An 18,247-nucleotide genomic window follows, 5' to 3' on the forward strand; every position below is an offset into this window, starting at 1 on the left:
GGAGAACTTCGATGCCGCAACGACGTAACCGCCAGCGGGGCTTCACGCTGATGGAAATCATGGTGGTGATCTTCATCATCGGCCTGCTGATCGCCGTGGTCGCGCCCAGCGTGCTGGGCAACCAGGACAAGGCCATGAAGCAGAAAGTCATGGCCGACCTCGCGACCCTGGAACAGGCGCTGGACATGTATCGCCTCGATAACCTGCGCTTTCCCAGCAACGAACAGGGCCTGGCGGCGCTGGCGAAGAAGCCGACCCAGGAACCGCTGCCGCGCAGCTGGCGCAGTGACGGTTATATCCGCCGCCTGCCGGAAGACCCGTGGGGTACCCCATACCAGTACCGCACGCCCGGCGAGCATGGTCGGGTCGATGTGTATTCGTTGGGGGCCGATGGCGTGCCGGGCGGCGAAGGGCTGGATGCCGACCTGGGCAACTGGGCGCTTTGAGGTGATGGGTCGAGGGGAGCGCAACTGCGTGGGAGCGGGCTTGCCCCGCGATGGCAATGTTGGCCACGCCACCGCCATCGCGGGGCAAGCCCGCTCCCACGCTGTCCCGATCCAACAGCGCGGTTTCAGCCTGCTCGAACTGCTGGTGGTGCTGGCCATCGCCGCCTTGATGACCAGCCTGGCCGTTGCCTGGCTCGACAGCGGCAGAAGCAGCATCGACCAGGCGCTCGATCGCCTGGCCGCCGCCACCGTGGCCCAGGCCGACCTGGCGCGCCATGCTGGGCAGTTGCGCGGGCTGCGCTGGAACGGTCAACGCCCCGAGTTCGTCCGTCGGCAAGGCGAGCACTGGCAGGTGGAAACCGTGGCGCTCGGCGATTGGCCCAAAGGCCTGCGCCCGGACTGGCCCGTCAGCCAGGCGCCAGCGCTGCTGTTTACCCCCGATGGCTGGTCACGTCCGGGCACTGTGCGCTGGCGCTGGGCCGAGGGCGGTCAGCGCTGGGACTGGGACCGCGGCGGGCAATTGCGCGTGAGCGCGATGCCATGAAGCGCCGGCAACGCGGCTTCACCCTGTTGGAGGTGAGCGTGGCCCTGGGCATCGCCGCCGTCCTGGCGGTGATCACCAGCCAGGTCCTGCGCCAGCGCCTGGCGGTGCAGGACACCGTGCAGCAGCATCGCCTGGGCCTGCTATGCGCCCGTGAGCTGCAGGCACGCTTCGTGGTCGAGCAGTATTGGCCGGTGACCAACCAGGACAACGGTGTGCTGGTGGAGGGCGGGCAGGCCTGTCATTGGCAGTTGCAACTGCGCCGCACCGGTGTGCGCGACCTGCGCCGTGGCGAACTGCTGTTGCATGCCGATCGTGACCAGCGCCTGCCGCTGGGGCAGTTCACTGTGTTCCTGGAGCGGCCATGAAACGGTGCCAGGCGGGCATGACCCTGATCGAACTGCTGGTGGCTCTGGCCCTCACGGCCTTGCTCGGGGTGATGCTGTCGGCGCTGGTCAACGGCTGGCTGAAGGTGCGCGAGCGGCTCGATGAACAGGTGAGCGAAACCGGCGTATTGGATTTTTGCCTGGCCCTGGAGCGGCGTTTCGACAGCCCGGTGCTGCGCCGCCTGTACGAGCAGCGTTTGCCGTTGGCGGCGCGCTGGCTCGACTGGCAGCCCGACCGTCAGCAACTGCTGTGGGTGGCCGCCGCCGCCTGGCCGCAGGCCGAAGGGGGATCGCGCCTGCAGCGCCAGCGCCTGCGCTTCGAGCCGCGTGAACAACGGCTGCTGCTGGAAACCTCGGCCGACCTGTACGCCGCCGCGGCCCCGGCTTGGGTGCTACGCGAACGGCTGGAGCGGGTCAGCGCGATGAATGTTCTCTACCACCAGGCCGGCCGTTGGCTGGCCTGGCCTTCCGATCAACCGGCGCACCCCGGTAGGGGCGTGCGCGTGGAGCTAGTGCGTGATGGAGCACCTTATACCTGTACCTTCGTTTTGCCCTGGGGGCGCGCATGAAGCTTGAATGGCGCCGGCGGGCGCCGGCACAACCCTGGTTGCTGCTGCGCCCCGGCGATGTCTGGGAGTGGCTGCTGGTCACCCAAGGCCGCCCGTTGCGCCAAGGCCGGGGCGAGCCCCCGACCGGGCTCGGTGCGCGGGTTGCCCTGATCGTTCCTGGTGAACATTGCAGTCATTTCTTGCTGCCCGCTCCGCCTGGGCTGAAACGCGAGGAATGGCCTTTGCTGCTCGAGGACCGCTTGCTGCAAGGCGACGATGACGTGCTGTGTGCCTGTATCGGGCGCCACGCAGGGCAGTTGCGCCTGCTGGTGGTGGCGCGGGACAGGTTGAGCGAGTGGCGTGGGCAGTGCGCCGCCTGGGGCTTGGCCGTGGAACGTTGCTGGGCTGAGTTCCAGCTTCTGCCCGATTGCGCGCCGGAAGCGGCTTGGCATTGGCGACGGGGCGCGATGAGCCTGTACAAGGGCCACGCGCACTGGTTGGCCTGGCCCCTGAGGCTCGGCGTGACACCTGCGCCTGCCTGGCTGCCCGCTGAGATCACATGCCTGGAAGGCGACTGGCCCGATGTGCTGGCCCCGCTCGATGGCTTGCCCGGCTTGTTCGAGGCCCGCCGGCCACGCCAAGTTCTGCGCCTGGCAAAGGGGCAGGCGCGCCTGGCACTTGCCTGCCTGGCGTTGACGTTGGCGTGGGGCGGGCTGTGGAGCGCGCAACAATGGCGCCAGGCCCAGCTCTATCGCGCCCAGGTGCAGGCCGTTACCGGCGTCCAGCCGACGCCTCGCCAGGCTGCGCGGGTGTTGGCGCATCTGCAAAAGGAGGCGCGTGAAAGCCAGGTGCGTCTGCGCCAGCTCGAGGCGTTGCAGGCGCAGGTCCATGGGTGGTTGAACGATCATCCCGGCTGGCACCTGCGGGTGGTGCGCTTTGATGGTCAGCGTTGGTACCTTGAGCTGTTCGGAGAGGGTGCAGTGGCACCTTGGCAGGAGATGGCCACGGCGGCCGGCGTGCAGGTCAAGGTGGAAGACGAAGCGCGCCGCGTGGTGTTCGACCTGGGGAGCGCCGCATGAGCCGTGAATGGGTGCGACAGCATCGGCTATCGCTGGCCTGGGCCGTCGTCGCGCTGTTGCTGGGGTTGCTGGCGCTGCGCGAGGGCGTGGCCTTCTGGCAGGAACAGCGGCAATGGCAGGCATTGGCCGAATCGCTGGCGGCACAGCCACGCCAGCCTGCGCTGACCCTTGAAGCGCTGCACCAATCGGCCCAGGCCCGGCATATCGAATTGGCCGAGGTGCAGTCCGAGGACGAGGGCTGGCTGTTGCGCGGCAAGGTAGTCGATGCGCAAACCCTGCAGGGCTGGTTGCAGACCCTGCGCGATGACGGCGCGCAGCCGTTGCAATGGGGGCTGGAGCGAGATACCGAGGGGCTGCGTTTCACTGTGCGGCTTCGACCATGAGGCGGCTGGCGTACCTTTGGCTGGGCCTGGTGTTCTGCCTGACCCTGATGGCCGAACTGCCGGCGCGTTGGTTGGTGGCGGGGTTCGGGTTACCGGCGGAGGGGGTGGACGGCAGCCTGTGGCAAGGGCAGTTTGCCCGGCTGGGACCGGTGGGGCCCGTGCAATGGACATGGCGTCCATGGCAGCGCGACCTGCAGGTGCGCCTGGGCTTCCAGGGGCAGGGCTGGCAAGGCCGCCTGAGCGGTTGGCCGTGGCGTTGGCAGGCCGACCTCCAGGCACTGGGCTCACAGCCAAGCGTCGGCGGCGACTATCGCCTGACCGGGCAATGGCAGGGCAGTATCAAGCTGCAAGGTTCGGGGCAGGGTTGCCGGGCGGCCGCAGGCAGCATCACCGTGGCCGACCTGGCTTTGAACACGCCCTGGTCGCTGGCGCTGGGACAGGGCTCGCTGGCGATGGACTGCCGTCAGGGCTGGCGGTTGAGCGCAGGCCTGGTTCGCCAGGGCCAGCACCAGATGAACCTGGAGGCCGACCTGGCGGCCCGGCAAGCGCAGGTCGATTTCGTGTTGCAGGCCGATGCCGGTTTGACGCCCGTGCTGCGCGGCGTGCAATGGCTGGGGCCCGAGGACACGGTCGGGCAGCGCCGGCTCAGGTGGTAGCCCACATGCCGGTCAGAGGGCGAGGGACCATTGCGCGACCCAGAAGCCTTGCTCCAGTGATTTGCGCGGGCGATCGCTGGCGTGCAGTGCGCGTTGGTAGTCCAGGCGCACCGTGCTGTGCGGCAGGTTCAGTTCGACCCCTGCCGAGGCACCGACCAGGCGCTGCGACGGGCTGGTGCGCGCATAGCGGGCCCAGCCCAGGTCCACGCCGAAGGACGGGCGTACCTGCACCGGCAGGGGTAGCGGCTGGCTGAAGGTGTTGCGCCATGCCCCGGCGCTGGCGCCCGCGACATTGTGCTTGCGGAATCCGCGCACGGCCGAGTGATCGCTCAATTGCAGTTGCTCGACGGCGGGCAGCACATGGGCGCTGTATTGCAGGGCCAGTTCGCTTTGCCAGCGCCAGGGCCATTGAGCTTGGCCCTGGCGCAGGTGCAGCAGGTTGGCGCGGTACTTGGTGAAGTCCGGACGTGGCGCCTGCTTGTGGGCGAACGGTCGGTCGGCGCCGAACCAGCGTGCCCCTTGGCTTACGCCCAGGTAAGCGTTCCACAGTCCACCTTCGAGCCACAGCAGGTTCAGGCCAGCTTCGAGGGTGGCCAGGGTCGGGCTCTGCAGCGCCAGTACGGCGGGGCCGAAGCGGTTGAGCAATTGCTTGCGGTCCAGCCGGGCGCTGGCGCTGAGCATGCCTTGCTGGTTGCGCCACAGCACGCGCTCGGCGCCGACGCCGTAGAACTCGCTGCGGCCACTGCTGGCGTAGCGGGTGTTTGGGATCGGCGCTCGGTAGCGCATCTGGCTGGCATTCAGGGTGAAGGTCCAGCGGCCATGGGGAATGCTGTAGTACAGGCTGACGCCTTCGCTTTGGCCAGACGCGTCGAACACCACCGAACTCAGCGAAAGGCGCAGGTCGTCGTTCAGGCCCAGCGGGCTGTCCAGGCCAAGCCCCAGGTTGAGGCGGTGGCGGCCGGTCAGTTCCCCGCCGCGGTTGTCGAGCAGGGCGTCCAGGTGGGCGCGTGAAGCGACGCGCCGGGGTTCGAGCACGACGCGGGTGCCGCCTTGCATCTCGCCCGGCAGCAAGGCCATTTGCAGGTCATAGGCACGCAGCCGGTTGAGTTGGTCCAGGCCTTGCTCGAGATCCGGCAGGTGCAGGGGAAGGCCGAGCATGCCCGGAAATGCGCCTTGCAGCGACAGGGGCAGGTCGGCGCCAGCCAGTTCGATCGATTCGATGAAGCCTTCGACGATGACGATGTCCAGCGGGGCGCCGTGCTCAGGGGCGCGGGCCACATAGGGGCGGCTGGTGGGATATCCGGCTTGCACGTAGTGCCGGGTCAGTTGTTTGAGTAGCTGGTCAATTTCGGCGACCCCCATGCAAGTGGACGACAGCGCACGCACGATCGGCTGCAGTTGCCGGGTATCGAGCATGCGGTTGCCGGCCAGGCGTACCCCGCTGATCGCCCAGCAGTGCTGGTCGGGGTCGAGCATTGCAGTACCGCTGTCTTCAGTGGAGTTGGCGGGTTGCCTGCGCTGCCAGCGTTCGAGCCGCTGCTGCTGCTCCAGTTGCCGCACGGCTTGTTGCTGATCCCGCAACTGCTGGCTGGCCGGGTCGACCGTGGCGATGGCGTTGGCCGATAGCGTCATGATGAGGCAAGCCAGCAGGACAGTGGCGATGTGGCGTATGCCTGCGCTTGATGGGCGGAAAGTATGGGAGGAAAAGATCGGTGCGTTCATGGGGTTCGGTCCGATGCCCCTGTGGGAACGGGTATGCCCGCTCCCGCAGAATCCGTGTGGGAGGCGCAGCGACCCACAGGCCGCTGCCTGGCAAGCGTCAGCGCTGGCGGCTCTCCTTTATCTGCGAGACATACTCCGTAGTGCGGTCGTGACCGGTGTTGCTGTATGCCTTGTGGTCGTCAGCCTTGTCGGTGCTGCCGGTGAACAGGTTCGAGAGGTACGAATAGGCGGTACTGGCAAGGCCAGTCGTGGACAAATCGACGTTGACCTTCACATCCTTGGCGTAGTCCCGACCGCTCAGGTTGTCGCGGGAGACCGCGCCGCCACCGAGTTCGACCTGGCCATCGGCCGCCTGCAGCGTGGCGCCGACCAGGCGGGTGTCGCCAGCTACCTGCAGATCGATGCCTTGCGTGCCGGACAGGAGCGTCTGCTGGCTGACGGTGTCGTTGTTGCGCTTGGCGTAGTCCATCTTGACCGACGGGGTAAATTTCGCGGTGACTTTGTTCCACAGCGCCCCGGCGATTTCCGTGATGTTGCCGCCCTCGAAAACGCTCGCCAGCGAGGCCGGGGTTTCAGTCTCGGATGCTGCCGCTTGCTTCTGGGCGAGACTGGCGTCGACCTCTAGCTTTACGCTGTCGACCTGGTCCTGACGGCTGGCCACCCGCAGGTTGCCGTCGATCTTGCCTTCGATTGCCTGCGCCTCAAGCTGTGCGCCTTCGATGCGGGTATCGCCCTGGCTGCGCAAGTCGATCAGGCCGGCGCGCAGCTTGCTGTCATGCCAGGTGGTGTTGTCGCGTTTATCCAGACCGACCTTGACCTGGGCGTTGATGCCCCCAATGTCCATGGCATCGACCTTCAGGCCGCCACCAATGGTAACGTCGAGGTTGTCGTGGCGCTCGGTGTTGCTGGCTGCCTCGACCAGCAGGCCACCATTGCGGGCGTCCAGTGCTATCCGTTTGGCGTTGGCTTGCAGCCCCTGTACCTGCAGCGCGGTATCGTCATGGGCGAAGCTGGTAATCTGCACCAAGCCCTTGCTGTCGAACTGCGCGCCAATGGCTGTGCTGGCCTGCTCATTGACCCAGCCGAAGGTGCCTTTGCCACCCAAGCCACCACCGGTAGTGCTGCCGTCGACATTCAGCTTGCCGCCCCAGGTCTTGCCCAGGCTCTGGCGGGTATCGCTGGCGGCTGTCACGCTCAGCCGGCCTTCGCTGTGCAGGGTAATGTCGCCGGTGCCCGCACGGCTGCCGATGCGCGTGCCTTCAAGGCGCATATCACCGCCACTGGTCAGTTCCACGGCACCTTTGCCATCGATTTGTGCGACCCGTGCCTGGCTGTGCTGCGTATCCAGGCTGTGGCGCTTGAGATTACCGTCCAGGCCGCCGTTGGGGCCGAGCAGGCCGGTGCCGGCCTTGACCGCCAATCCGGCGTCCAGCGTGGTGGTGTGTTCAGTGTTGTGATCATGGGCTGCTGCGAGTGTCAGGTCGCCGCCACTGCGCAGGCTGACCGCGCCGTTGCCGCCCTCGAAGCGGACACCCTCATAGTGACCACTACGTTCGAGTTCTACCTGGACCCCCTGGCTGCCCTGCAAACTGCCGACTCGAGCTGTGGTTGCCTGCTTTAGCTGGTTCAGCGTGTTGCCATGACCTTCAAGTCTTGCGTTGACATCCGTTCCTGTGACGGTGCTTACACGCAGGCTGCCGCCACCGGTGGTGTCGCGTATTTCGCTGCTGCTCTGATCCCGGGCGGCCAGCAGCTGGTGTTCTCCAGCCTCGATGTGCAAGCGCCCAGCCCCGGCATTGTAGGCGCTCCCTTCATCCTTGAGCTGATCGGCCCGAACGATGATGTCGCCGCCATCGAAGGCCGTGACCTGCGCGGTGCTGTCGGTGTCCTTGTGCAGGCGTGACGTGTGTTGGAGCGATAGTTCGGCGCCAGCGTTCGGTGAGGACGCTTTGTCTTCGGCTTGCTTGCCAGTGAACAGCTGCTTGACGCGATCGCTGAGGTACTTATAGTCGATGCCTACGCTCAGGCCGCCGTCCCAGTTAGTGAGTGTGGTTTCCCGGACCTTGGTGTCGGCTGCCGCACGGTTGTCGATGCGCTCGGCGTCCACTTTCAAGGTGCGTCCCGCATTCAGCTGAGCAGCGGTGGTGGTGAGTTGCGCGGTGTCGATGTGCAGATCGCCGCTTGCTGACAGATGGCTTCGTCGAGTCGTGGTTTCGCGTTCGAGCACGGCGGCCGGGCCATGATAGCCGTCGATGCCAAGGCCTACGCGGTCGGTGCCGCCGGTGACGCTCAGCGCGGCACCTGTACGGGTATCGAGGGTATGCCTGGCCTGGGTGTCGTAGGCTGCCGCCAGTTCGACTTCGCTGGCGGTCAGCATGAGGTCTTTCCTTGCCTGCACGTTCGAAGCACTGAGCGTCAGTTTACGATCACTGTGCAGCGAGACGGAATCCGCGCTGATGCTGCTGGCGATCTGGCGTGTCGCGGTGGTCTGCTCGTCGCTGTGAAGTTTTTCGTAGCCGATCTTGGCCGTGTACTGCTCCGAGTCAGGGGCGTTCTTGCCGGCGCTGGCCACGAGTTCACGCTTGCCTGTGGTGCGCTGGGCATGATCGTTTTCCACGGCGCTTTCGATCCGCAGATCGCCCTTGGCGTCGAGTTTGACCTGCTTGCGCGCCTCGAGGTGGGCGCCGGAGATCTGCATGTCGCCCTCGGCGCTGGCGACGAGGGTACCGCCCTTGAGGGTGCTGGCCTTGAGCTGCTGGCTGTGTGACTGGCTGTCGATGTCGGTGCGGTTCAGGTAGCGCTTGTGGGTGGACTGCTCGGCGATATCGAGGGTGTCCACGCCACCGTCGATCGTCATATTGCCATCGCTGCGCAGTTTCAGGCCGTTGTCCGCCTGCAAGTGCGCAGCGGTCAGGTGCAGGTCGCTGCCCGCTTGCAACGTCACGCTGTCCTCGGCCACGAGGCTGCTGCCCAGTTGCTGGCGGCTGGTTTGCGTGGTCTTGCCGTTGTGGCTTTCGGTGGGGATGAACAGCCATTGCTTCGACCAGTTGACAGGGTCGTCCGTCACCTTTTCGCGGGTGGCGGTATCGAGGGTCAGCTTGTTCCCTGCGCGGACCTCGATCTGCCTCGCCTTGCCATGAGCGTGGGTAAGTCGCAGGTCGCCGGCGGCGTTGAGGTCCAGCTTGCCAGTATGGCTGACGAGACTCGCCTGGCGCTTGTCACTGCCCTGCACCTGAAGGTTGCCTGCGGAGTGGATGATCAAGTCGCGATCCGCGCGCAGTTCCTTGTCGCCGACCTGCACGCCGGCGCCTTCGGCGGTGCTGACGATGCGGATGCGTCCGGCCTGCATGGCGCCAAGCAGGTTGGCATCGATGGCGGTGGCGGCGGGGAGCTGTTCGAGCACCTCGCGACTGCGGGCGTCGACAAGGTTGTGGCCGATGGTCATGTTCAGCTGCCCTTTGGCGAACAGGTGCCCAGTGGTGTCGATACGCGGCGCGATGAGGTCCAGGGCGCCTGCGGCATTGCTCAGGCCGCGGCCCAGCACATTCAGCGTGCCGCTGGCGTCACGGCTGTCGAGGTGTCTGATCTGCCCGTCGTGAACGTCCGCCCTGCCGACCAGGAAGCCGGCGCGGGTGGTATTGATGAAGCTGCCGCCATTGAGTGTGATGCCGTTGGGGTTGGCGAGCAGGTAATCGGCTTTCTGGCCGAAGATCTCCTGAGCCCCTTCGATCCGCGAGGCGTTCTGGCCGACCACCTCGTTGAGGATGGTCGAGGCGGCGTGGCCCTGGAATTGCGAGTTGGCGCCCAACTGGCCGGCCAACTGCGACTGCCCGGCTTGCAGTGCATTGTTCAGCACCAAGCCGGGCTTGCCGACGTTGTAGTCGAGGAACTGGTTGTGCGACAGGCCGCTAGTGTTAGGCGCGACGATGTCGATGACCGGTACGCCATGGCTGTTGTCGATGATCGGGGTGCCGCCAGGGCCCGGTGTCGGTGTCAGGGCGCCTTGCGCCTGAACCTGGGTGCTGCCCAGCAGGGCAAGGAAGACAGCCCAGCGCAGGGGGTCGGGTCTGGTCTTGGAGACAGGATTTTGCATGAAAACCTCGCAAGTGATGTACGAAATCGTGAAATCAGCTGCGGGAATTCTAAGAATGTCAGTGATGGCATTTATGTGGCTCAACGCCACTATTGTGCGGGGAATGAGGCGATTCTAACTGTAGGAAAAGTGAGCGGTGGTGTGGCGAAAGGGGGCGTGCACTAAAAAAGAAAGGCCTGTCACGCGTGAGCAGGACAGGCCTTTGGTGCCACCGGTGAGCGCTCAGGGGCGGATTTCGATCAGCGTGCCGTCCTTGACCATGCTCCATACTTCGCGCATGTCGTCATTGCGCATGGCGATGCAGCCCTCGGTCCAGTCGAGGGTATGGAAATACCACTCGGGGTACTCCTCGTTGATCGGCGTGCCGTGGATCATGATCATGCTGCCAGCGGCAACACCTTCGCTGCGCGCCTTGGCGGCATCGGTGATATTCGGGTAGGAGATGTGCATGGCCAGGTTGTAGCGGTCGCTGACCTTGCGCCAGTCGAGCCAGTACAGGCCTTCCGGGGTTTTCTTGTCGCCTTCGCGGGCCTTGGCCCCCTTGGGTTGCTTGCCCAGGGAGATGCGGTAGGTCTTGAGCGGCTCGCCACGGCTGATCAGTTGCAGGCGGCGCTCGGACTTGATCACCAGCACCTTGTCGATCAGCCGCTCTTGCTGGGTGCCAGTGGTGGCGGGTTGGACCGGCGACGGCGCGGCCGACGGCGTCTTGCGGATGATAGTCTCGGTGAAGGCGGCTTGCGACACCGAGGCGACACTGAGGCAGAAGAGGGCAAGCAGCCAGCGCATGAAACCGTATCCCTGAAAACTTAGGTGGTGGACGACGTGACGTTCATCGGCGGCAGGTATTCATGGCCAATCGGATAGTGCTGCCTGACGCGGTCGCGATAATAGCATTCTAGTGTGCGTGTGACGGTGCGGAAAGCCAGCTCGCGCCAGGGGATCTCGTGCTCTTCGAACAAGCGTACTTCAAGGCTCTCGATGCCCACTGCAAAGTCCAGGTCGGCCAGTTCGGCGCGGAAAAACACGTGCACCTGGTTGATGTGCGGCAGGTCGAACAACTGGTACAGGCAGGTTTCGCCGACCCGCGCGCACGCTTCCTCGACCGTTTCGCGACGCGCGGCGGCATCGAGGGTTTCGCCGTTTTCCATGAAGCCGGCGGGCAGCGTCCAGAACCCTCGGCGCGGTTCTATCGCCCGGCGGCACAGCAGTACCTGGGAGCCCCAGGTAGGCAAGACCCCTGCGACGATATTGGGGTTCTGGTAGTGGATCGTCTGGCAATGATCGCAGACATACCGCAGGCGGCTGTCGCCTTCGGGGATCCGCTGGGTGACCGGTTGGCCGCACGCGCTGCAGAATTTCATGCTTTCATTCATTCCAGTGGGGTCGGGCTATCTTGGCGCGCCCGGCCCGCTTATCGCAAGCGGCCTGCGGGCGGGGCTTGGGTGCCTCGCGGCTTTGGTGCATCATGCAGGGCAGGCCTTGGACACGAGAGTGCGTAATGCTGGACGAGCTTCTTCGCCGAATGAGCAACCATACCCCCGCATCACCGGAGACGGACCGCCGTTTCCCCGAAGCGGCGGTGTTGCTGCCCATTACCCGCAGCGAGGAGCCGGAGCTGGTGCTGACCCTGCGCGCCAAGGGCCTGTCCACCCACGGCGGTGAAGTCGCCTTCCCGGGCGGGCGGCGCGACCCTGAGGACCCAGACCTGGTGTTCACGGCCCTGCGCGAAGCCGAGGAGGAAATCGGCCTGCCGCCCGGGCTGGTCGAGGTCATCGGCCCGCTCAGCCCGCTGATCTCGCTGCATGGCCTGAAGGTGACGCCGTTCGTCGGTTTGATCCCGGACTATGTCGAGTACCGCGCCAACGACGCGGAAATCGCCGCCGTGTTCAGTGTGCCGCTGGCGTTTTTCCGCCAGGACCCCCGCGAGCACACCCACCGCATCGACTACCAGGGCCGCAGCTGGTATGTGCCCAGCTACCGCTACGGCGACTACAAGATCTGGGGGCTCTCGGCGATCATGATCGTCGAACTGGTCAACCTGCTGTTCGACGCTGGCATCAGCCTGCACCAGCCCCCCGAGCGTTTCATCGAGAACTGAGCGGGGCACACCCCGCCACTGGCGTTCAACCGTGAGGAGCGACACATGAAATACCGCCTGGGCGACCTGCGCGTCGAAGCCCATCCCGAAAGCTGGGCCGCGCCCACTGCCACGCTGATCGGCAAGGTGCGCCTGCAGGCCCGGGCCAGCGTGTGGTTCGGCGCGGTGCTGCGCGGCGACAACGAGTTGATCGACATCGGCGAGGACAGCAACGTCCAGGACGGCACGGTGATGCACACCGACATGGGCTCGCCGCTGACCCTCGGTCGCGGCGTGACTATCGGCCACAACGCCATGTTGCATGGCTGCTCGGTCGGCGACTACAGCCTGGTCGGCATCAATGCGGTGATCCTCAACGGGGCGCGTATCGGCAAGCACTGCATCATCGGCGCCAACGCCCTGATCCCCGAGGGCAAGGAGATTCCCGACGGCTCGCTGGTGATGGGGTCGCCGGGCAAGGTGGTGCGCGAGTTGACCGAGCAGCAGAAACGCATGCTCGAGGCCAGCGCCGCCCATTATGTGCACAATGCCCAGCGCTATGCCCGTGACCTGGTGAGCGACGATGAGTGACGAGCGGCCCGTGGCCTCGCCCTGTGTCAATGTCTGCGCGCTGGACGAGCAGGATATCTGCACCGGGTGCCAGCGTACGGTGAGCGAGATCACTCGTTGGGGGCGCATGGACAATGCCGAGCGGCGCGTGGTGTTGCAGCGCTGCCATGAGCGGGCGCTGGCGGCCGGGTTGATCATCGGTCTGTAGCACCTGTCGAACAGCCGTGGGAGCGGGCTTGCCCGGCGAAGGGGGCGACGCTAATCTGTCCGGCTTGCCCATTCCGAACACCCATCATGTTCTATCTCATCGCCTACATCAGCAGCGTGGTGCTGATCAACTTCGCCTTCTCCAGTGCGCCGCACCTGGACGTGATCTGGTCCGCCTGGGGCGGGTTGGTGTTCATCCTGCGCGACATGGTGCAGACCCGCTACGGCCATGGCGCGTTGCTGGCCATGCTGGTGGCGCTGGTGCTGTCCTATATCACCTCCGAGCCTGCCATCGCCCTGGCCAGCGCGACCGCGTTCTTCGTCTCCGAACTGATCGACTGGCTGGTGTTCAGCGTTACCCGGCGCCCCCTGCGCGACCGCCTGTGGCTGAGCTCGGCGCTGAGCATCCCGGTGGACACCTTCATCTTCTTCGGCATGATCGGTGCCTTGACGCCTGCAGTTATCGGCACGGCGATGGCCTCGAAGTTCGCCGGGGTCACCGCGGTGTGGTTGATCATGGCCTGGCGGGCACGGCGCGCGGTGGCCACATCCTGATGTAGAATACCGGTCCATTTTTCAGCGGGCGGCAGCCAGCGTGGCGCGGCCCCGGACGCCTTCGAGGACCTGAAATGACCCGTATCGGAACCCCACTGTCGCCCACCGCGACCCGTGTATTGCTGTGCGGCTGCGGCGAGCTGGGCAAGGAAGTGGTGATCGAGCTGCAGCGCCTGGGCGTCGAAGTGATCGCCGTGGACCGCTACGCCAATGCGCCGGCGATGCAGGTCGCGCACCGCAGCCATGTGATCAACATGCTCGATGGCGTGGCCCTGCGCGCAGTGATCGAGGCGGAAAAGCCGCATTACATCGTCCCCGAGATCGAAGCCATTGCCACCGCCACGCTGGTCGAGCTGGAAAACGAAGGTTTCAATGTCGTCCCCACCGCCCGCGCCACCCAGCTGACCATGAACCGCGAAGGCATTCGTCGCCTGGCTGCCGAAGAGCTGGACCTGCCGACCTCGCCGTACCATTTCGCCGACACCTTCGAGGATTACAGCAAGGCGGTGGCCGACCTGGGCTACCCGTGCGTGGTCAAGCCGGTGATGAGCTCGTCCGGCAAGGGCCAGAGCCTGCTGCGCGGCGCCGATGACCTGCAGAAAGCCTGGGACTATGCCCAGGAAGGCGGCCGTGCCGGCAAGGGGCGGGTGATCATCGAAGGCTTCATCGACTTCGAATACGAGATCACCCTACTCACTGTGCGCCATGTCGGTGGCACGACCTTCCTCGCGCCGGTCGGCCACCGACAGGAAAAGGGCGACTATCAGGAGTCCTGGCAGCCCCAGGCCATGAGCCCGAAGGCGTTGGCCGAGTCGCAGCGTGTAGCCCAGGCGGTCACCGACGCGTTGGGCGGCCGTGGCCTGTTCGGTGTGGAGCTGTTCGTCAAGGGCGACCAGGTGTGGTTCAGCGAAGTGTCGCCACGCCCGCACGACACGGGCCTTGTGACCCTGATTTCCCAGGACTTGTCGCAGTTCGCCCTGCACGCGCGGGCCATCCTCGGCCTGCCCATCCCGGTGGTGCGCCAGTTCGGCCCGTCGGCGTCGGCGGTGATCCTGCCTGAAGGCCAGTCGCAGCAGACCAGCTTCGCCAACCTGGGCGCGGCGCTGAGCGAGCCGGATACCGCCATCCGCCTGTTCGGCAAGCCGGAGATCAATGGTACTCGACGCATGGGCGTGTGCCTGGCGCGTGACGAATCGGTCGAGGCGGCGCGGGCCAAGGCGACCCGGGCTTCGCAGGCGGTCAAGGTCGAGTTCTGATCTGAAACGATCGCGGGGCGAGCGCGCTACCACGCCAGTATCAGTCTGGCGTGGTAGCGGGCTCGCCCCGCGATTGATTCAAAGCTCGGTATTGCGCGTCTCTTTCAGGCACAGCACGGCAATCAGACTGATCAGCGCCGCCGCCGACACATAGCCTCCCACCCAGCTCAATCCCCCCATGCTCACCAGCTTCTGGGCAAAGAACGGTGCCGCCGAGGCGCCGACGATGCCGCCCAGGTTGTAGGCCGCCGAAGCGCCGGTGTAGCGCACATGGGTCGGGAACAGCTCCGGCAGCAGCGCGCCCATCGGGGCAAAGGTCACACCCATCAGGAACAGTTCGATGGCCAGGAACAGCGCCACGCCTGCGGTCGAGCCCGAGGTCAGCAGCGGTTCCATGGCAAAGCCCGAGGCGATGGCCAGCAGCGCGCCGGCGATCAGCACCGGCTTGCGCCCATGACGGTCGCTCAACCAGGCCGACAGGGGCGTGGCCAGGGCCATGAACACCACGGCGAAGCACAGCAGGCCGAGGAAGGTTTCACGGCTGTAGCCCAGTGTGGACACGCCATAGCTCAACGAGAACACCGTGGAGATGTAGAACAGCGCGTAGCACACCACCATCGCCGCAGCCCCCAGCAGGGTCGGCAGCCAGTACTGGGAAAACAGCTCGAGCACAGGCATCTTGACCCGCTCCTGGCGGGCCACGGCCTTGGCGAACACCGGGCTTTCCTCGAGTTTCAGGCGCACGTAGAGACCGACCAGCACCAGTGCGGCGCTGAGCAGGAACGGAATGCGCCAGCCCCATTCGCGGAACTGCTCGTCGCTGAGCACCAGGGCCAGGGTGAGGAACAGGCCGTTGGCGGCGAGGAAGCCGATCGACGGGCCCAACTGCGGGAACATGCCGAACCACGCGCGTTTGCCCTCAGGGGCGTTTTCAGTGGCCAGCAATGCCGCGCCGCCCCATTCGCCGCCCAGCCCCAGGCCTTGGCCGAAGCGCAGCACACAGAGCATGATCGGTGCCCATACGCCGATGCTGTCATACCCGGGCAGCACGCCGATCAGGGTGGTCGAGACGCCCATCAGCAGCAGCGAGGCGACCAGCGTCGACTTGCGCCCGATGCGGTCGCCGAAGTGGCCGAACAGCGCCGATCCCAGTGGCCGGGCGAGGAAGGCGATACCGAAGGTAAGGAAGGCCGCCAGCATTTGCGCGGTACCGGAACCGGACGGGAAGAACACCGGCCCGATCACCAGCGCGGCGGCGGTGGCGTAGACGTAGAAATCGTAGAACTCGATGGCGGTGCCGATGAAGCTGGCGGTGGCCACCCGGGCAGGCGAGTTGACCGGGGCCGCCGAGGCAGGTTCGGCGTAGGTGGTGCTGGTAGTCATGCGAAGTTCCCTGACAGTCATGCTCCATGGGGCACGGCCCATGTGGCGGGCACACGGGAGCCGGAGCGTATTGTTGTTGGTCGCCGACTGACGATAGCCCAGGGGATAGGCGGTGAGCGGTGGCTGATCGGGGTGCTGAGCAGGACCGCGGGGCGTGTCAGTGGGGCGGACTGGCCGTCGGACGCCGGGTGCGGGTAGCGGGCGGGACGGCAGGGCTGGGTAAGCGTGACCCGAGTATAGCTATCGAGCCAGCGTCCAGACCAGTACCTTGCTCGCGCAATTGTCCTCGGTTTCGAGGATTTCCAGCCGATATCTGCCAATTTTCAGGCATACAGCGCTTTCTGGAATGCTTTCAAGTGCTTCGGTGACCAGGCCGTTCAGGGTTTTCGGCCCGCCGTCGCAGGGCAGGTGCCAGCCCAGGGTACGGTTGATCTCGCGCAGCGAAGCCGTCCCTTCGATGACGAAGCGGCCATCAGGCTGAGGGTGGACATGCGGGTTGTCCAGGTTCTGCTCGTCCTCGAACTCGCCAACGATCTCTTCGAGAATGTCTTCCAAAGTGACGATACCCAGTACTTCGCCATACTCGTCCACCACCACGCCCATGCGCCGCTGCTGCTTGTGGAAGTTCAGCAACTGCATCTGCAGCGGTGTGCTCTCGGGCACGAAGTAGGGCTCGTAGCAGGCGGCCTGGAGCTTCTCCTGGGTGAGCTCTGCCCGCGGCAGCAGGTGGCTGATCAGCTTGGTGTTGAGGACGGCTTCTACCTGGTTGATGTCGTTGTGATAGACCGGCAGGCGCGTGTGGCGGCTGATGATCAGTTGCTCGATGATCTGCTCGATGGGATCGTCGAGGTTGATGCCGTCTACTTCGTTGCGCGGTACCAGGATGTCGTTGACGGTGATCTTGTCCAGCGCCTGCAGGCCCTCCAGCAGGCCGTGCTGGCTGGTCTCGGCAGGTTCGTCTTCGTCGAATGCGTCGCCCTGCTGCGGGTGCAGTGCCACCGCAGTGGGTTGCACGCGGAACGGGCGCAGGATCACTTTGGCGCAGCCGTCGAGCAGGCAGCCCAGCGGCTGCAGCAACGTCAGCGGCAATTTCAGCAGGTTGCCGCCCAGGTCCAGGAAGGCTTGCGGGTTGCGGCGTGCCAGGCGGCGCGGCAGGTAGTCGGCGAGCACCAGGAGGGTGAAACTGGCGCCAAGGCCGGCCAGCCAGAAGCCGTGTTCACCGCTGTAGCGCTGGCCAATCAGGCAGGCCAGGCCCAGTACCAGCAACTTGCCGAGGCTGGCGCCGAGCACCAGGCCCTGGGCGGGCAGGGTGGGGGCGCCGTGGCCATTGAGCTGCTGGCGGGCGCAGTCTACCGCGGTGAACAGCGCCGACCACAGCAGGGCCAGTGCGATGATGCCGAGCAGCGGGGCGTACGGCAGAGTGTCCATGGGCGGCCGTCAGATGTGCAGGATGAATTCGCGGACCAGCTTGCTGCCGAAGTAGGCCAGCATCAGCAGGCAGAAACCGGCCAGGGTCCAGCGGATCGCCTTGTGACCGCGCCAGCCGAGGCGGGTGCGGCCCCACAGCAGCACGCTGAAGACGATCCAGGCGACACAGGCCAGCAGCGTCTTGTGCACCAGATGCTGGGCGAACAGGTTGTCGAGGAACAGCCAGCCGGATATCAGCGACAGTGACAGCAGCCCCCAGCCGGCCCAGAGGAAGCCGAACAGCAGGCTTTCCATGGTCTGCAGCGGCGGGAAGTTGCGGATCAGTCCGGACGGGTGCTTGTGCTTGAGCTGGTAGTCCTGCAGCAACAGCAGCAAGGCCTGGAACACGGCGATAGTGAACAGGCCGTAGGCCAGGATCGACAGCAGGATATGGGCGAGGATGCCTGGCTCTTCGTTGATCAGCGGCACCGTGCCGGGGGGCGCGAACTGGGCCAGCAGCGCGGTCACCGCACCGAGCGGGAACAGCAGCACCAGCAGGTTCTCCACGGGAATGCTCAGGCAGGCGAGCAGGGTCAAGCCGATCACCGCCACGGCGATCAGGCTGGCGGCGCTGAAGAAGTCGAGGCTCAGGCCCAGGGGCGTGATCAGCTGGAAGAACAGGGCGCCGCCCTGGGCGATGACCGCCAGGGTGCCGAGCAGGCCAAGCAGCCGTTTGTCGGCACGGGCGCCACGGGCCAGGCCGGTGGCCTGGTAGACGGTCGCGGCCAGATAAAGGAAGGCGGCGAGCAGGTTGGGGATGAGGCTGGGTGAAGAGAACATAAGTCCTGGCGTGCAAGCCCTAAAGGGACGGAGTTTGGCATAGAACGCGGTAGGCAAGGAAGACTGCGTATCAATCGCGGGGCAAGCCCGATACCACG

General features: G+C 65.7%; 19 protein-coding genes. 12 read left to right on the top strand and 7 right to left on the bottom strand.

Annotation, left to right across the window (positions count from 1 at the left end; translation table 11 throughout):
• Positions 1-11: 11 nt before the first annotated feature.
• The 7 genes from gspG to DFS21_RS08440 all read left to right on the top strand — a co-directional run bounded on the left by gspG (position 12) and on the right by DFS21_RS08440 (position 4,039).
• Positions 12-446 (top strand): type II secretion system major pseudopilin GspG, encoded by a 435-nt coding sequence (gene gspG / locus DFS21_RS08410; protein WP_111532129.1) that lies wholly within the window; start codon positions 12-14, stop codon positions 444-446.
• 109 nt (positions 447-555) lie between these two features.
• Complete coding sequence (gspH, locus tag DFS21_RS08415) at positions 556-990, top strand: type II secretion system minor pseudopilin GspH (RefSeq protein ID WP_250888469.1); 435 nt, start codon at positions 556-558, stop codon at positions 988-990.
• On the top strand, positions 987-1,355 hold the full coding sequence (locus tag DFS21_RS08420) for a type II secretion system protein (protein ID WP_102682922.1): 369 nt from the start codon (positions 987-989) through the stop codon (positions 1,353-1,355). The genes gspH and DFS21_RS08420 overlap by 4 nt, the downstream gene beginning before the upstream one ends.
• Positions 1,352-1,942 (top strand): prepilin-type N-terminal cleavage/methylation domain-containing protein, encoded by a 591-nt coding sequence (locus DFS21_RS08425; RefSeq protein ID WP_111532131.1) that lies wholly within the window; start codon positions 1,352-1,354, stop codon positions 1,940-1,942. The genes DFS21_RS08420 and DFS21_RS08425 overlap by 4 nt, the downstream gene beginning before the upstream one ends.
• A complete protein-coding gene (locus DFS21_RS08430) occupies positions 1,939-3,000 on the top strand; it encodes a GspL/Epsl periplasmic domain-containing protein (protein WP_111532132.1) in 1,062 nt (353 codons plus the stop codon). The genes DFS21_RS08425 and DFS21_RS08430 overlap by 4 nt, the downstream gene beginning before the upstream one ends.
• Entirely contained in the window at positions 2,997-3,383 is a 387-nt protein-coding gene (gene gspM, locus DFS21_RS08435; protein ID WP_102682919.1) for a type II secretion system protein GspM, read from the top strand. Before DFS21_RS08430 ends, gspM begins: the two co-directional genes overlap by 4 nt.
• Complete coding sequence (locus tag DFS21_RS08440) at positions 3,380-4,039, top strand: general secretion pathway protein GspN (RefSeq protein ID WP_111532133.1); 660 nt, start codon at positions 3,380-3,382, stop codon at positions 4,037-4,039. The genes gspM and DFS21_RS08440 overlap by 4 nt, the downstream gene beginning before the upstream one ends.
• 12 nt (positions 4,040-4,051) lie before the next feature.
• On the opposite strand, the gene DFS21_RS08445 is transcribed toward DFS21_RS08440, so the two are convergent.
• The 4 genes from DFS21_RS08445 to DFS21_RS08460 all read right to left on the bottom strand — a co-directional run bounded on the left by DFS21_RS08445 (position 4,052) and on the right by DFS21_RS08460 (position 11,215).
• Positions 4,052-5,671, bottom strand: a complete 1,620-nt coding sequence (locus DFS21_RS08445) for a ShlB/FhaC/HecB family hemolysin secretion/activation protein (RefSeq protein ID WP_111532134.1) — start codon at positions 5,669-5,671, stop codon at positions 4,052-4,054.
• 187 nt (positions 5,672-5,858) lie between these two features.
• Complete coding sequence (locus DFS21_RS08450) at positions 5,859-9,854, bottom strand: hemagglutinin repeat-containing protein (RefSeq protein ID WP_111532135.1); 3,996 nt, start codon at positions 9,852-9,854, stop codon at positions 5,859-5,861.
• Between the two features lie 222 nt (positions 9,855-10,076).
• Positions 10,077-10,640, bottom strand: coding sequence for a murein L,D-transpeptidase family protein (locus DFS21_RS08455; RefSeq protein ID WP_102682915.1), 564 nt, complete (start codon positions 10,638-10,640; stop codon positions 10,077-10,079).
• Positions 10,641-10,660: 20 nt separating this feature from the next.
• Positions 10,661-11,215 carry an NUDIX hydrolase gene (locus DFS21_RS08460; RefSeq protein ID WP_102682914.1) on the bottom strand — a complete coding sequence of 185 codons (555 nt, stop codon included), beginning with the start codon at positions 11,213-11,215 and terminating at the stop codon, positions 10,661-10,663.
• A gap of 137 nt (positions 11,216-11,352) precedes the next feature.
• Between DFS21_RS08460 and DFS21_RS08465 the strand changes: the two genes are divergently transcribed.
• The 5 genes from DFS21_RS08465 (at position 11,353) to purT (ending at position 14,519) form a co-directional block, all read left to right on the top strand.
• On the top strand, positions 11,353-11,952 hold the full coding sequence (locus DFS21_RS08465; RefSeq protein WP_046854363.1) for a CoA pyrophosphatase: 600 nt from the start codon (positions 11,353-11,355) through the stop codon (positions 11,950-11,952).
• Positions 11,953-11,997: 45 nt separating this feature from the next.
• Positions 11,998-12,522 (top strand): gamma carbonic anhydrase family protein, encoded by a 525-nt coding sequence (locus DFS21_RS08470; RefSeq protein WP_102682912.1) that lies wholly within the window; start codon positions 11,998-12,000, stop codon positions 12,520-12,522.
• A complete protein-coding gene (locus DFS21_RS08475; protein WP_102682911.1) occupies positions 12,515-12,709 on the top strand; it encodes a DUF1289 domain-containing protein in 195 nt (64 codons plus the stop codon). The genes DFS21_RS08470 and DFS21_RS08475 overlap by 8 nt, the downstream gene beginning before the upstream one ends.
• 86 nt (positions 12,710-12,795) lie before the next feature.
• A complete protein-coding gene (locus tag DFS21_RS08480) occupies positions 12,796-13,263 on the top strand; it encodes a VUT family protein (RefSeq protein ID WP_023629807.1) in 468 nt (155 codons plus the stop codon).
• A gap of 74 nt (positions 13,264-13,337) precedes the next feature.
• A complete protein-coding gene (gene purT, locus DFS21_RS08485) occupies positions 13,338-14,519 on the top strand; it encodes a formate-dependent phosphoribosylglycinamide formyltransferase (protein ID WP_110699778.1) in 1,182 nt (393 codons plus the stop codon).
• A 78-nt stretch (positions 14,520-14,597) separates the two neighbouring features.
• On the opposite strand, the gene DFS21_RS08490 is transcribed toward purT, so the two are convergent.
• The 3 genes from DFS21_RS08490 to DFS21_RS08500 all read right to left on the bottom strand — a co-directional run bounded on the left by DFS21_RS08490 (position 14,598) and on the right by DFS21_RS08500 (position 18,149).
• On the bottom strand, positions 14,598-15,902 hold the full coding sequence (locus DFS21_RS08490) for an MFS transporter (RefSeq protein ID WP_102682909.1): 1,305 nt from the start codon (positions 15,900-15,902) through the stop codon (positions 14,598-14,600).
• A gap of 240 nt (positions 15,903-16,142) precedes the next feature.
• On the bottom strand, positions 16,143-17,330 hold the full coding sequence (locus DFS21_RS08495) for a transporter associated domain-containing protein (RefSeq protein ID WP_110699776.1): 1,188 nt from the start codon (positions 17,328-17,330) through the stop codon (positions 16,143-16,145).
• A 9-nt stretch (positions 17,331-17,339) separates the two neighbouring features.
• Entirely contained in the window at positions 17,340-18,149 is an 810-nt protein-coding gene (locus DFS21_RS08500; protein WP_110699772.1) for an inner membrane protein YpjD, read from the bottom strand.
• Positions 18,150-18,247: the final 98 nt, after the last annotated feature.

Origin of the sequence: Pseudomonas sp. 2848 (genome assembly GCF_003253945.1) — a bacterium.
Lineage (GTDB): Bacteria > Pseudomonadota > Gammaproteobacteria > Pseudomonadales > Pseudomonadaceae > Aquipseudomonas.

Coding starts and splice junctions, on each gene's coding strand:
- purT (WP_110699778.1), top strand. CDS start 13,338: ATGACCCGTATCGGAACCCCACTGTCGCCCACCGCGACCCGTGTATTG.
- DFS21_RS08455 (WP_102682915.1), bottom strand. CDS start 10,640: ATGCGCTGGCTGCTTGCCCTCTTCTGCCTCAGTGTCGCCTCGGTGTCG.
- DFS21_RS08420 (WP_102682922.1), top strand. CDS start 987: ATGAAGCGCCGGCAACGCGGCTTCACCCTGTTGGAGGTGAGCGTGGCC.
- DFS21_RS08445 (WP_111532134.1), bottom strand. CDS start 5,671: ATGACGCTATCGGCCAACGCCATCGCCACGGTCGACCCGGCCAGCCAG.
- DFS21_RS08475 (WP_102682911.1), top strand. CDS start 12,515: ATGAGTGACGAGCGGCCCGTGGCCTCGCCCTGTGTCAATGTCTGCGCG.
- DFS21_RS08490 (WP_102682909.1), bottom strand. CDS start 15,902: ATGACTACCAGCACCACCTACGCCGAACCTGCCTCGGCGGCCCCGGTC.
- DFS21_RS08460 (WP_102682914.1), bottom strand. CDS start 11,215: ATGAAATTCTGCAGCGCGTGCGGCCAACCGGTCACCCAGCGGATCCCC.
- DFS21_RS08480 (WP_023629807.1), top strand. CDS start 12,796: ATGTTCTATCTCATCGCCTACATCAGCAGCGTGGTGCTGATCAACTTC.
- DFS21_RS08500 (WP_110699772.1), bottom strand. CDS start 18,149: ATGTTCTCTTCACCCAGCCTCATCCCCAACCTGCTCGCCGCCTTCCTT.
- gspM (WP_102682919.1), top strand. CDS start 2,997: ATGAGCCGTGAATGGGTGCGACAGCATCGGCTATCGCTGGCCTGGGCC.
- DFS21_RS08425 (WP_111532131.1), top strand. CDS start 1,352: ATGAAACGGTGCCAGGCGGGCATGACCCTGATCGAACTGCTGGTGGCT.
- DFS21_RS08430 (WP_111532132.1), top strand. CDS start 1,939: ATGAAGCTTGAATGGCGCCGGCGGGCGCCGGCACAACCCTGGTTGCTG.
- DFS21_RS08470 (WP_102682912.1), top strand. CDS start 11,998: ATGAAATACCGCCTGGGCGACCTGCGCGTCGAAGCCCATCCCGAAAGC.
- DFS21_RS08465 (WP_046854363.1), top strand. CDS start 11,353: ATGCTGGACGAGCTTCTTCGCCGAATGAGCAACCATACCCCCGCATCA.
- gspG (WP_111532129.1), top strand. CDS start 12: ATGCCGCAACGACGTAACCGCCAGCGGGGCTTCACGCTGATGGAAATC.
- DFS21_RS08495 (WP_110699776.1), bottom strand. CDS start 17,330: ATGGACACTCTGCCGTACGCCCCGCTGCTCGGCATCATCGCACTGGCC.
- DFS21_RS08440 (WP_111532133.1), top strand. CDS start 3,380: ATGAGGCGGCTGGCGTACCTTTGGCTGGGCCTGGTGTTCTGCCTGACC.
- DFS21_RS08450 (WP_111532135.1), bottom strand. CDS start 9,854: ATGCAAAATCCTGTCTCCAAGACCAGACCCGACCCCCTGCGCTGGGCT.